Source organism: Devosia sp. P1_H9, assembly GCF_056405135.1.
The window spans coordinates 57,821-71,106 of sequence record NZ_JBFUCQ010000010.1; the positions used below are offsets into that span (position 1 = coordinate 57,821).

The window sequence follows — 13,286 nt, forward strand, 5'->3', positions numbered from 1 at the left end:
CTCCTGCGGGACCCGTTACGGGCGGCGCATCTTTCGAGTTGAGGGGGTAGGTCCGTCTCTTCGAGACGTCCCCTACCGGCTAATTAGCCTGCGCGGTCAGGGCCTTGCGGACTTCCGGCGGGCACGACTTGTCAGTGAGCGGCACGAGGTCGCCGTTGGGCGCGAGACACACCAGGTCCTGCCCCTTGACCGTGGTGTAGTATTCTTCCGGCGGCAGATAGAGCGGACGCGGGCCGCCCTTCAGCTTTGCCGCGGTCATGCGGGCAGTCAGCTGCTTGGCTTCGACGTCGGTGAGCGGGCGCCCGTTGAGGGTGCGCAGGTCGACGACGCGGGCGTTACGCAGCCGCTTCAGGTCGGCCTCCGAGAGGTTGGAGGTGTCGATCTGGACGTTGCTCGAATCCTGGGGCAGCAGTTCGGCGGTCTTGCTTTCCGCCTGTGGCGCCGGCAGCGCGGCGGACTTGGGCAGGACCAGCGGGCCGCGGCGTTCCGCGTTCTCCGGCTTCTCCTCGCGCTCCATCACGCCCATGCCCTTCATGGTCTCGGTCAGCACTTCGCGCTCGAAGGTGCCGACGTCGCTGAGGGCATTGGTGCCTTCGGTCGTGGTGCAGGCGCTCAGGCCAAGGCCGAGCACCAGCCCAACGGTCAGCAATCCGCCCCGGGTCACGGCTTTGAAAGTGGGCCGCCGCCCGGTCAAATCACTCAGCATGAAACTTCCCTTTTCCCCGGCCCGTGCGCGCCCCGCGCGGGCCTTATAGACCATCATAGGCCCACGAACAATTCGCTCGGAATTGTTATCGCTTTCGTTGCCCACGCAACCGGGCCCTAAGGCCAGATTGAGGCGCCTTTGCGTTCAGGCAGGCTTCCTGCGGCCGATCCCGACGAAGTCGAGGAGTAGCAGCAACACCCCCAATGTGATCGCCACGTCGGCGATATTGAAGATGTAGAACGACCAATCCTGCCAATGAAAGTGAAAGAAATCCGCAACGGCGCCGTAAAGCATCCGATCGAGCGCGTTGGACACCGCGCCGCCGATGGCCAGCATCAGGCCATAGCGGACGAGGACGTCGGAGGTGCGCGACCACCAGACGAAGAGCGCGACGATGGCCACCACCGCAACGGCGCCGAGCGCCCAGACCGGCAGATCGCCGAGCAGGCCGTAGGAGACGCCGGTGTTCCAGACCAGCACGTAGTCGAAGAAGCTGGTTACGGGGACGATCTCGCCGCCGCGCCAGCCGAACGGCGCGGTGGGGGTGAAGAAGCCGAGATGCTCGATGCAGACGGTGGAGGCGGCGCCGACGCAGTCGGAGCTGACCTGCAGGAACTTGTGGCCACGATCGAGGGCGAAGGCGGCGACGCCGGCAAGGAGCGAGAGGAGGAGGTGGGGGCGGGTTAGCATGGGGAGCCTCTGTTGCCTTCTCCCCTTGTGGGAGAAGGTGCCCGCAGGGCCGATGAGGGGTTTCTCTCCGCGGACGCTGTCGCCCGTCGCTTCGCTCCGATCGCGCAACCCTTGGTTGCGGGACCCCTCATCCGGCCTTCGGCCACCTTCTCCCTCAAGGGGAGAAGGCAATCCGACTGTGAGGTCGGTGCCAAGCTCAGAGCCCCGCCGCCTTCAGTTCGCGCATCGCCTGCGCGTCGCGTAGGCTGAGGTCCGGGTACTCCGCGTCGCTGCCCACCTCCGGCAAAATCCGCCACGAACGCGCGCAGCGCTGGCCTTCGGCTTTGGCGAATACCACCGCAACACCACGAACTTCATCGAGACGGAACGCGTCGGACGGGCCCTCGCCCTCGATCACTTCAATGTCCGAGGTGATGGAGATTTCGGCCATGTCGGTGCCGCGGACGGCGGCGGCGAGCTTGTCGTCGGTGATGTACACCTTGGGCGCTGCTTCGAGGGAGGCGCCGATCACCTTGTCGCGGCGCTGGATTTCGAGGGCGCCGGTGACGACCTTGCGGACTTCGCGGATCGCCTCCCACTTCTCGTCGAGCTTTGCGTCGGTCCACTCGGCCGGGAGGTTCGGGAATTGCCTGAGGTGCACCGACGAGTCGGCGCCGGGGTGACGCTCCAGCCACGCCTCTTCCATGGTGAACACCAGGATCGGGGCGAGCCAGGCGGTCAGCGCGTCGAAGACGTGATCGAGCACGGTGAGGCTGGCGCGGCGGCGGACCGAAGAGATCGGGTCGCAGTAGAGCGCATCCTTGCGGATGTCGAAGTAGAACGCCGAGAGGTCGATGTTCATGAAATTCGACAGCGCAGCCACGATGCGCTTGTAGTCGTAGCTCTCGTAGGACTCGCGGACGAGCACATCGAGGTCCTTCAGCTTCGACAGGATCAGCTGCTCGAGTTCGGGCATGTCGCGGTAGTCGACGGTCTCGTCGGCCTTGCGGTGGGCGAGGTTGCCGATCAGCCAGCGGATCGAGTTGCGGAGCTTCCTATAGTTGTCGACGGTGGAGTTGATGATCTCCTTGCCGATGCGCAGGTCGTCCGAATAGTCGGACTGGGCGACCCAGAGGCGGAGGATATCGGCGCCGTACTGCTTGATGACGTCCTGCGGGGCGGTGGTGTTGCCCAGCGATTTCGACATCTTCTTGCCCTCGCCATCGAGGGTGAAGCCGTGCGTCAGCACGCTCGCATAGGGGGCGTAGCCGTTGGTGGCACTGCTTTCGAGCAGCGAGGAGTGGAACCAGCCGCGGTGCTGGTCGGAACCCTCGAGATACATGCCGGCCGGGAACTGCATGTCCGGCCACTTCTGCGAGTTGCGCAGCACCCAGGAGTGCGTGGTGCCGGACTCGAACCAGACGTCGAGGATGTCGTCGACCTTGGTCCAGTTGTCGGGATCGGGCACGGCGTTGCCGAGGAAGCGCTCCTTGGCGCCAGGCTTGAACCAGGCGTCGGCGCCCTCCTCGTCGAAGGCGAGGCCGATACGCTGGTTCACCATTTCGTCGACGAGGATGGTGTCGGTTTTCTCGTTGTAGAAGACGGCGATCGGCACGCCCCAGGCGCGCTGGCGGCTCAGCACCCAATCGGGGCGATCGGCGATCATCGAGCGGAGGCGGTTCTGCCCGGCCTGCGGGTAGAACTTGGTGTTCTCGATCGCAGTGAGGGCGATACTGCGGACGGTGTCGCCCGGCTGGACCTTCACCCGCTCCGGATGGTCCGAGAACAGCTTCAGCGTCGCGATCTTTTCTGCCGCATACGGGCGGTCCATGTAGACGAACCACTGCGGGGTGTTGCGGAAGATGATCGGCTTCTTCGAGCGCCAGGAATGGGGATACTGGTGCTTCACCCGGCCGCGGGCGACCATGGCGTTGCGCTCGGCGAGGGCGGCGATGACACGGTTGTTGGCGTCGCCCTTCTTGCCGGTATCGTCGATGACGCGCGCGCCCTCGAAGCCGGGCGCGGCGGCGGTGTAGAAGCCGGCGTCGTCGACGACATAGGGGATGGTGGTGTCGATGCCGTGCTCGGCGAGCTTGCGGCCGGAATCCATCCAGATGCCGAAGTCGTCAAGGCCGTGGCCCGGCGCGGTGTGCACGAACCCGGTGCCGGTGTCGTCGGTGACGTGTTCGCCATCGAGCAACGGCACTTCGAAATCATACCCGCCGCCGAGCCCGCGCAGCGGGTGCGAGCAGGAGACGATCTTGGAGCAATCCACATCGTGGAGACGGATGAAGGTATCGACCTTGGCCTTTGCCAGCGTCTCTTCGGCGAGCTTGTCGGCGAGGACGTATTTCTCGCCCTTCGAGGCCCAGTTGCCTTCGGGCGCGCCGGTGACCTCGTAGAGGCCGTAGCTGATCTTCGATGAGTAGCTGATGGCGCGGTTGGCCGGGATGGTCCACGGGGTGGTGGTCCAGATCACGACGTAGGACGAGCCGAAATCCTCGAACGAGCCGGTGCCGAAGGCGCCGTTGGCCGAGTGGATCGGGAACTTCACCCAGATCGCGTCGCTCTCGTAGTCCTGGTATTCGATCTCGGCTTCGGCCAGCGCGGTGCGCTCAACTACCGACCACATGACGGGCTTCGAACCACGATAGAGCTGGCCGGAAGCGGCGACCTTCATCAGCTCGCGGGCGATCTGCGCTTCGGCGTCGAAGCTCATGGTGAGGTAGGGGTTGGACCAGTCGCCGACCACGCCGAGTCGCTTGAACTCCTCGCGCTGGGTATCGACCCAGTACTGCGCGAAGCTCCGGCACTCGTTGCGGAACTCGTTGATCTCGACGTCGTCCTTGTTCTTGCCCTTGGCGCGATACTGCTCCTCGACCTTCCACTCGATGGGAAGGCCGTGGCAGTCCCAGCCCGGCACATAGGCCGAGTTGTAGCCGAGCATGGTCTTCGAACGCGAAACGAGGTCCTTGAGGATCTTGTTGAGCGCGTGCCCGATGTGGATGTTGCCGTTGGCGTAGGGCGGGCCGTCATGCAGCGTGAACAGGGGCTTGCCCTGAGCAGCGGCGCGCTGGCGAGCGTAAATGTCCATGTCTTCCCAGCGCTTCAGCCACTCGGGCTCGCGGGCGGGCAGCCCGGCGCGCATCGGAAACTCGGTTTCGGGCAGGAAGAGCGTCGCGGAATAATCGGTCTCGGCGCCGCTGGTCGCAGTATCGTTCATCGGAAGGTACCTTGGAAGCTGCGGGCTTTTAGCAAGCGGGGGGCTTGGGTGAAAGGGCGAATTGGGCTCGACCTCTCCGCCCTGCCTTCTCCCCTCGCCAATAGATCAGCGAAAGAACCCGAGCTTCTCGTCGAGGTCGGACACCGGCAGCGTCGCCTGCAGTAGATGCCGTGCCTGGGCGGCGTCGTTGTTCACCGCGGCGATCAGTTCGTCGAGACCGGCGAACTTCACCTGGCCGCGAACACTGCCGAGGAGCGCGACTTCCAGCGTCTGGCCGTAGATGTCCTCGTCGAAATCGAAGATCCAGGTCTCGAACGGCGGGCGCTCATTGTTGAACATCGGCTTGCCGTAGCTGGCGACGCCATCGAGCAGGCGGTTGCCGAGCTTGGCGCGGACGGCATAGACGCCCTGCAGCAGCCCGAAGCCGGTGGGGCTCGCGACATTGGCGGTGGGGAAGCCGAGCTCCCTGCCCCGCTGGTCGCCCTTGACCACTTCGCCCGAGAGGAACCAGTGGTAGCCGAGCAACTGTGCGGCAGCGGCGACATCGCCCTCGCCGAGCAACGCGCGGATGCGGGAGGATGAGATGTGGTCGTCGCCTTCATCGAGCATGTCGAGGATTTCGACCTCGAAGCCGTGGCGGATGCCGGCGTCCCTGAGGAAATCCGGAGTGCCCTGGCGCTTGTAGCCGAAGTGGAAATCGGCGCCGACCGAGACACCACGCACACCCAGCGCTCCGACGAGGAAGCGGGTGACGAAATCCTCGGCCTCGATGTGCGAGAACTCGAGCGAGAACGGCATCACCACGATGCCGTCGAGCCCGAGCGCCTGGGCGATCTCGGCCTTCTGGTCGGCATAGGTGAGGCGGAACATGAATGGGGCCGGCGCGAAGACGTCGCGCGGGTGAGGCTCGAAAGTGAGCACGAGCGCCGGCACGCCAAGCGCTGCGGCGCGGGCCTTCATTGCCCGGAACACGTGCTGATGACCGCGATGGCAGCCGTCGAAATTGCCGATCGCGACCATGGCGCCGCGAAGCGACGCCGGAACCTGGTCGAGGCCAGCGAGCCTGATGAAGCCGCTCAAATTCGTACCCGCCCTGAAAGTGATGGCGATATGGCAAGAAACCGGATGGGTTGCAAGGCGGCTAAGGTTGGAGGCTGGTATGCGGGGCGTGGGCCTTCTGCCTTCTCCCCTTGTGGGAGAAGGCATCCCGACTGATGGTCCTGCTGCTACCAGGTCAGCTTCGGCATGAAGCCCGCGACGTTGGCGCCGCTGGGTTCGACGAGCGCGCGGATAGCTGCAGGGTCGGCCTTGCCGAAGGCGTCGAGTTCGGCGGCGTGGATCGAGCCGGTGATGAACAGCAGGTCGAGCCCTGCCCCGGCGGCGCCGATGGCGTCGGTGCGGACCGAGTCGCCGATGGCGAGGATGCGGGAGCGGTCGACGGGTTGGCCGGCGGCCTTTTCGGCGAGGCGCAGGGCTTCGGAGTAGATCGGCTTGTAGGGCTTGCCGACCATGACGATCATGCCGCCGCGGGCTTCGTAGAGATCGGCCAGGGCGCCGCCGCAATAGATGAGCCGATCGCCGTGTTCCACCACCCGGTCGGGATTGGCGGCGATCAGGGGCAGGTTGCGGCTAAGCCACAGGGTGATGCGATCGTTGTACATGTCAGGCGTGTCGTCGTCGGTGTCGAGGTCGGTGACGACGACGGCGCGGGCGTTTTCGGCGGGGCCGATGGTGATGTCGAGGCCCTCGAACAGGCTGTCGTTTTCCTTGGGCGGGCCGACATAGTGGACGGTCTTGCCGCGATAGCCCTCGAGGATGACGCGGGTGGCGTCGCCGGAGGTCACCACGTTGTCATAGGCTTCGCGCGACACGCCGAAGCCATCCATCATCTCGATGATCGGGCCGGACGGGCGCGGGGCGTTGCTGATCAGGACGACGCGGCCGCCGCCACGGCGGTAGTTGACCAGCGCCTCGACGGCGGTGGGATGGGCGGCGACGCCGTTGTGAACGACGCCCCAGATGTCGCTCAACACCACATCGTAGCGAGGGGCGATCTCGCTCAGTCCATCAAGTGCCTGCATTGTAGATCCAGTCTGTTAGGCTTGCGCCTCGACGCGGCGCCCGGCATCGCGCGGGCGCTCGACCACGAGGTCGGGGCGCACCGGGCCGGGCCGGCCGATGTGGGGGCCCTGGACCAGGCTGATGCCATCTTCGAACAGGCTGAGCAACTGCTGCTCGTCGATCACCCCGGTGCCGCAGAGCTCGATTTCGAAGCGCTTGGCATAGGGCGCGATGTCGGCGGTGTGGAAATCGGTGAAGGTCTGCGGCTGGCCGAGGAAGCGGGTGGCATCGAAGCGGACCGAGCCGAAGCCGAGGCCCTCGAGCTCGGCGAAATCGAAGCGCAGCGACGTGGCATCGGTGAGCACGAACCCGGCGCCGGCCTTCCTGAACTCGTAGAGCGCGCGCTTTTCGCTGGGGCCGAGCGGCTTCCATTCGGTCTGGCGGATGGCGAAGTTCAGCGACGAGGTGATGGCCTGGTTGGCGACCAGCGTCGCGGTAACCTGCTCCAGCGCCTTCTTGTCGAGGATGGTGGCGCGGCTCAGCGGCAGGAAAAGCCTTATCGGCTGGCCGGCGGTCTTGGCGCGGCGGGCGATGGTGACGGCTTCCTCGAGCGCCATTGCCTCGATACGGCGGATCAGGTCCTCGCCGCCGCGGCGCGGCATGAAATCGGGGGCATCGGCGAGGCCCCCGGCGTCCTGCATCAGGCGCGGCACGAGGTCGTAGCCGAGTGGCTTGCGGGCCGGCAGGATGACGATCGGCTCGATGTGGAACACCAGGCGGTTGGCATCGAGCGCTGCGCGAAGTTCGGCCTCGGGGATCAGCGGATCGAGGAAGATGTCGTCATCGGCCGGCGGAGGCTCCTCGACCAAGGCACCGCGGACCGAACCGCCATCGGCGCGGCGGGCTTCCTCGAACTCGGCGAGCGCCTCGGCGAGCTGGCGGGTGACGGTGCCGAGCACCGAGATATCGGCTTCGATGCCATCAAGGCGGTTGCCGGCATTGGTGTCGGCGATGGCGTTGACGCGCTGGCTCAGCACTTGCCCGGCCTTGGCGTCAGTGGAGAGCAGGCGCGCCAGGTCCTCGACGGCGCGCTCAAGCCGCGCTTCGGAGCGCTGGCGCAGGCGACGTTCCATCAGCACGACGGCGATGGCGCCGAAGGCCATGGCGGTGACGAAGGCTTCGATGGGCGAAAAGGTCAGCCCGAAATACGCTGCGGCCGCTACGCCGAGCGTGGCCAGCGCGATGAAAATGTAGACGAGGCCTTGCACGTACGCTCAGGCTCCCAGGATGGCCAACACAATTCGACGCATCCCGTCATAGCATCGGGCGCGTGGCGCTGAAAGGCGCGGGAGAGAGGCAGGTGTGGCTAACCACGCGCTTTGGCGCGTTTTCGCACCGATCGCCTGGAACGCTTTATTTACCCAGTTCGTCAACACTCCATTCAGCACAGCCACGTGCCCGAGGACTTGTCGCCATGCCCGCTCCCGGCTTCGGCCAGGAAACTGCCGCCCGCATTCTGCTCGTCGATCGCGACGCGGCGGGTTGCAGCGCATTGATCGAAACGCTGAATGGCTGCCTCGTGGTGGCGCCGGCTGTTGCCGAAGCCCGCAACGGACGGCAGGCGGCGGATCGGCTGCGCGCCGAACGCTACGATGTGCTGTTGGTCGACCTGATGAGCCTCGACGACCTGTCGGCGGAAGCCGAGGAGGCGGTGACGCGCCTCGTGCGGCTGTCGCAGGGCGCACTGGTGATCGCGCTGTCGGACGGGGCTTCGGTGAGCGCGACGCTGTCGGCGCTCAGGGCTGGCGCCCATGATCATATTGCGCGGCCGCTCGGCGGGCGCGCCTTTGCAGCGCGGGTGGGCGAGCTGGCGCAGCGGCACGGCAAGACGCACGCGCTGTCGCTCGATCCGCGCGGCGCCGAGCGGACGGGACGCTATGGCGGGTTCGTCGGCGCCTCGACGCAGATGCAGGTGGTGTACGAGCAGATCGAGCGGGTGGCCGACTCAGCCGCTCCGGTGTTCATCACGGGCGAGAGCGGCACCGGCAAGGACCTTTGCGCCGAAGCGCTGCATGAACGCAGCAGCCGTGCACACCGGCGTTTCGTTGCAGTCGATTGCGCGGCTATCCCGCAGGACATGATGGAAGCCGAGCTGTTCGGCGTAGTCGGCGGCGCCATGGCCGGCGCGGACGAGCACAAGGGTGCGGCGGAGCTCGCCGATGGCGGGACGCTGTTCCTCGACGAGATCGGCGAGATCGACCTCAGTCTCCAGGGCAAGCTGATGCGGTTCCTGCAGACCGGCACGATCAGCCGGCTGGGCGAAAGCGGCGTGCGCCGGCTGGACGTAAGGCTGATCTGTGCCACGCATCGCAACCCGATGCAGCTGATCGCCGAGCGCAAGTTCCGCGAGGACCTGTTCTACCGGCTGCACGTTCTGCCGATCCACCTGCCGCCATTGCGACAGCGCGCATCGGATGTCGCCGTGCTGGCGCGACACTTCCTCGACCGCTTCGCGGCCGAGGAGCGCAAGAGCTTTGCCGGCTTCACGACGGAGGCGGCGGCGCAGTTGATGGCCCAGGAGTGGCCGGGCAACGTGCGGCAGCTCGAAACGCTGATCCACCGGCTGGTCGTGATGTTCGACGGCGGCGAGATCGACGCCGAGATGCTCGCGCAGGCCGACCTCGACGGGCCGGTAGCCACGCCTCAGCAGCAGCCAGCGCTGTTGCCGCGCCGCCAGACCGTGCTGCCGATGTGGCAGCAGGAGCAGCGGATCATCGAGGAAGCGATCGAGAATTTCGGCGGCAACATCGCGCTGGCCGCCCAGGCGCTCGAACTCAGCCCCTCGACGATCTACCGCAAGCGACAAGCGTGGGCGGAACTGGAAGGCAAGAAGGGCGCGGCTTAGCCCGCCTCAAGCCTTCGTCAGCTTGTCCCGGAACTTCTTGGCGGTTGCGAAGGCCTTGTGCTCTTCGCCGAGCGCGGTGCCGGTCTTTGCCACCTTGCCGTCGGCGCCGATCAGTTCCCACGTCCATTTGGTATTGGGGCCGACGCCGCCGGTGCGGCGGAGCTTGATTTCGAGTTCTGCGCTTACCGCCATGTGAACACCTTTGTAACAGAGTAGTTGAAGACCACGCTCATCAGCACGCCGAGCAGGCCCGCGAGGTAGAACGAGCCGTCATAGGCATAGATCCAGCTGGCGACGGAGACGTTGGCCAGGGCGCCGATGGAACAGACGGCGTAGAAGGTCAGCATGCCGGTGAGATAGCGCCAGCCGCGCAGCTTCTTGCTGGCGTAGGTCAGCTCGTTGTTGAGCACGAAGTTGAAGGTCATGGCGAGGATGGTCGCGGCCGTCTGCGCCCAGACGAAATTGAAACCCAGCCGCTCGTGTGTCAGCCAGAGCGTCCCCATGTGGACGATGACGCCGAAGCCGCCGACGAGGCCGAAGAGCAGGAAGCTGGTGGGCAACAGGCCGCGGGTGAGCTTGGAAACGATCAGGCCCAGGAACTGGACGACGATGATCGGGCTCATCTTGCTCTCGCCGGCATGGCGCGGGCGGAAGGTATAGGGCACCTCGCCTATCCTGAGCTGCTTGCCATGGAGAGCGTGGAACCGGCCCGCCGAGACGATGATATCGAGCAGAATCTTGAATCCGTCGTCGCTGAGCGCAGGGGCCACCTCGTCAAACACCTCGCGGCGCATCAGGAAGAAGCCGCTCATCGGGTCGCTGAGCGTTTCGCCGGTCAAGACGTTCGAGAGCTTGGTGGCGAAGCGGCTGCCGGCCTCGCGAGTCTTGGAAAGTCCCTCACCGACGCTGCCCTGGCCGTCATACCGGGTTCCGACGACGATGTGGTCGCCGGCGATGGCCTTCTCCAGCATCTGCGGCAGGATGCGCTCGTCGTGCTGGAGGTCGGCGTCGATGACGGCGAAATACGGCGCAGCACTTGCGAGGATGCCCTCGATGACGGCCGAGCTCAGGCCGCGCCGCCCGAGCCGATGGATGCCGCGCACGTTGGGGTGCCGACGCGCCATGTCTCGTACCAGGTCATGGGTGCCGTCGGGCGAGTTGTCGTCGACGACGATGAACTCGAACGGTATGGAGCCGAGCGCCGCAGTGACCTTCTCGTACAGCAGCGCGATGTTCTCGCGCTCGTTGTAGCTGGGCACGATGACGGCCAGTTGTGGGGCGACCCAGGCTTCCGGGGATTTGCGGGTATGGCTATCGAATTGGACGACGGTCACGTCTGCTCCGGGGTAATTTCAGCCTCAGGTACCGCCAAGCCGGGCGCTTTGCAACTTACCATCGGTCGGGTTTACGGTTTCTGTCCGCACCCAAACGCATCGGCAAGCCTCCTGTTTCATGCGCTCGTCGCATAGTCGCCACATCGCCAGCGTATGGCTGCGCTCGTCCTTGACTCGTTTCGGGGCCCCTCCTATATCCCCACCCAGCCGTTAGCACTCCTCGATCACGAGTGCTAACAGGTGCGAAATCATTAGAGGCTGATAGGAGCAAAAATGGCTTTCCGTCCCCTGCACGACCGCGTGGTCGTCCGGCGCGTCGACAGCGAAGAGAAATCGGCTGGCGGCATCATCATCCCCGATACCGCCAAGGAAAAGCCCTCCGAGGGTATCGTCGAGGCCGTCGGCCCCGGCGCCCGTGACGAGAGCGGCAAGGTCGTGGCGCTGGACGTCAAGGCCGGCGACCGAATCCTGTTCGGCAAGTGGAGCGGCACCGAGGTGAAGCTCGACGGCAAGGACCTTCTGATCATGAAGGAATCCGACATCATGGGCGTGATCTCGTAACCAGGCGCTTCGCCGGTTTCGACCACTCCCTTTTCAACTCGTAAGGAGCGCCTCCAATGGCTGCGAAAGACGTAAAGTTCTCCACCGATGCCCGCGACAAGATGGTCCGCGGCGTCAACATCCTCGCCAATGCAGTGAAGGTCACGCTCGGTCCGAAGGGCCGTAACGTCGTGATCGACAAGTCGTTCGGCGCCCCGCGCATCACCAAGGACGGCGTCACCGTCGCCAAGGAAATCGAGCTCGAGGACAAGTTCGAGAACATGGGCGCCCAGATGGTGCGCGCTGTTGCCTCGAAGACCAACGACATTGCCGGTGACGGCACCACCACCGCGACTGTGCTGGCCCAGGCCATCGTCAACGAGGGCGTCAAGCTCGTCGCTGCCGGCATGAACCCGATGGACCTCAAGCGCGGCATCGATCTGGCCGTGCTGGAAGTCGTCGACAACCTCGGCAAGGCCAAGAAGACCATTTCTTCGAACGCCGAAGTCGCGCAGGTCGGCACCATCTCCGCCAACGGCGAAACCGCCATCGGCGAGATGATTGCCAATGCGATGCAGAAGGTCGGCAACGAAGGTGTCATCACCGTCGAGGAAGCCAAGACCGCCGAGACTGAACTCGACGTCGTCGAGGGCATGCAGTTCGACCGCGGGTACCTCTCGCCGTACTTCGTCACCAATGCCGAGAAGATGGTTGCGGTGCTCGAGGATCCGGTGATCCTGCTGCACGAGAAGAAGCTCTCGAACCTGCAGGCCATGCTGCCGATCCTCGAAGCCGTGGTGCAGTCGCAGCGGCCGCTGCTGATCGTTGCCGAGGACATCGAGGGCGAGGCCCTGGCCACGCTCGTCGTCAACCGCCTCCGCGGCGGCCTCAAGGTCGCTGCCGTCAAGGCTCCGGGGTTCGGCGATCGCCGCAAGGCCATGCTCGAAGACATCGCCGTCCTCACCGGCGGCCAGGTGATCTCGGAAGATCTTGGCATCAAGCTCGAGAACGTCACCCTCGACATGCTCGGCACTGCCAAGCGCGTGGAAATCTCCAAGGAGAACACCACGATCGTCGACGGCTCCGGTCAGAAGTCCGACATCGAGGGCCGCGTGGCCCAGATCAAGGCGCAGATCGAAGAGACCACTTCGGACTACGACAAGGAAAAGCTGCAGGAACGTCTGGCCAAGCTCGCCGGCGGTGTTGCGGTGATCAAGGTCGGCGGTTCGACCGAAATCGAGGTCAAGGAGCGCAAGGACCGCGTCGACGACGCGCTGAACGCGACCCGCGCCGCGGTTGAAGAAGGCATCGTGCCGGGCGGCGGCGTCGCGCTGCTGCGCGCTTCGAACGCCATCACTGCCAAGGGTGCGAATTCCGACCAGCAGGCCGGTATCGCTCTCGTCCGTCGCGCGCTCCAGGAGCCAGTCCGTCAGATCGCCAACAATGCCGGCGATGAAGGCTCGGTCGTGGTCGGCAAGATCCTCGAAAGCACCAACCCGAACTTTGGCTACAACGCCCAGACCGGCGAATATGGCGACATGGTCGCCATGGGCGTGGTCGACCCGGTGAAGGTGGTTCGCACCGCCCTGCAGGACGCGGCTTCGGTTGCTTCGCTCCTCATCACCACCGAGGCGATGATCGCCGAAGTGCCGAAGGACGCAGCTCCGGCGATGCCGGGTGGCGGCGGCATGGGCGGCATGGGTGGCATGGACTTCTAAGTCCACGCAACGACATCCGACCTTTTCCCAAAGGTCACGAACGGGAGGGCGGTCCGCATGGGCCGCCCTTTCGTTTTGAGGTTTGCGCAGGGCCGCTGCGCATATCCGCGCGATTGACTCCGCCCCGCGC

The 13,286-nt window shown here is 65.3% G+C and carries 11 protein-coding genes; 3 read left to right on the plus strand and 8 right to left on the minus strand.

Annotated elements, in window-relative coordinates:
• Window positions 1-79: 79 nt before the first annotated feature.
• From AC1DYL_RS18215 to AC1DYL_RS18240, 6 genes are all read right to left on the minus strand, one after another.
• Window positions 80-706, minus strand: coding sequence for a hypothetical protein (locus tag AC1DYL_RS18215; protein WP_477150544.1), 627 nt, complete (start codon window positions 704-706; stop codon window positions 80-82).
• 144 nt (window positions 707-850) lie between these two features.
• Window positions 851-1,396, minus strand: coding sequence for a signal peptidase II (gene lspA, locus AC1DYL_RS18220; protein ID WP_477174268.1), 546 nt, complete (start codon window positions 1,394-1,396; stop codon window positions 851-853).
• Between the two features lie 196 nt (window positions 1,397-1,592).
• On the minus strand, window positions 1,593-4,598 hold the full coding sequence (gene ileS / locus AC1DYL_RS18225) for an isoleucine--tRNA ligase (protein WP_477174269.1): 3,006 nt from the start codon (window positions 4,596-4,598) through the stop codon (window positions 1,593-1,595).
• Window positions 4,599-4,703: 105 nt separating this feature from the next.
• Window positions 4,704-5,678 (minus strand): bifunctional riboflavin kinase/FAD synthetase, encoded by a 975-nt coding sequence (locus AC1DYL_RS18230; protein ID WP_477174270.1) that lies wholly within the window; start codon window positions 5,676-5,678, stop codon window positions 4,704-4,706.
• A 146-nt stretch (window positions 5,679-5,824) separates the two neighbouring features.
• Window positions 5,825-6,679 (minus strand): TIGR01459 family HAD-type hydrolase, encoded by an 855-nt coding sequence (locus tag AC1DYL_RS18235; protein WP_477174271.1) that lies wholly within the window; start codon window positions 6,677-6,679, stop codon window positions 5,825-5,827.
• Window positions 6,680-6,694: 15 nt separating this feature from the next.
• Window positions 6,695-7,927, minus strand: coding sequence for an EAL domain-containing protein (locus AC1DYL_RS18240; RefSeq protein ID WP_477150539.1), 1,233 nt, complete (start codon window positions 7,925-7,927; stop codon window positions 6,695-6,697).
• 206 nt (window positions 7,928-8,133) lie between these two features.
• Here AC1DYL_RS18240 and AC1DYL_RS18245 point away from each other — a divergent pair, with 206 nt between their 5' ends.
• Entirely contained in the window at window positions 8,134-9,564 is a 1,431-nt protein-coding gene (locus AC1DYL_RS18245) for a sigma-54-dependent transcriptional regulator (RefSeq protein ID WP_477174272.1), read from the plus strand.
• 6 nt (window positions 9,565-9,570) lie between these two features.
• Here the strand turns inward: AC1DYL_RS18245 and AC1DYL_RS18250 are convergent, their stop codons facing one another.
• Window positions 9,571-9,756, minus strand: coding sequence for a hypothetical protein (locus AC1DYL_RS18250; RefSeq protein WP_477150537.1), 186 nt, complete (start codon window positions 9,754-9,756; stop codon window positions 9,571-9,573).
• Entirely contained in the window at window positions 9,747-10,898 is a 1,152-nt protein-coding gene (locus AC1DYL_RS18255) for a glycosyltransferase (protein ID WP_477150536.1), read from the minus strand. The genes AC1DYL_RS18250 and AC1DYL_RS18255 overlap by 10 nt, the downstream gene beginning before the upstream one ends.
• A gap of 273 nt (window positions 10,899-11,171) precedes the next feature.
• On the opposite strand from AC1DYL_RS18255, the gene AC1DYL_RS18260 reads away from it, so the two are divergent.
• On the plus strand, window positions 11,172-11,459 hold the full coding sequence (locus AC1DYL_RS18260; protein ID WP_055884854.1) for a co-chaperone GroES: 288 nt from the start codon (window positions 11,172-11,174) through the stop codon (window positions 11,457-11,459).
• A gap of 56 nt (window positions 11,460-11,515) precedes the next feature.
• Window positions 11,516-13,156, plus strand: a complete 1,641-nt coding sequence (gene groL, locus AC1DYL_RS18265; protein WP_477150535.1) for a chaperonin GroEL — start codon at window positions 11,516-11,518, stop codon at window positions 13,154-13,156.
• The last annotated feature ends 130 nt before the right edge of the window (window positions 13,157-13,286 follow it).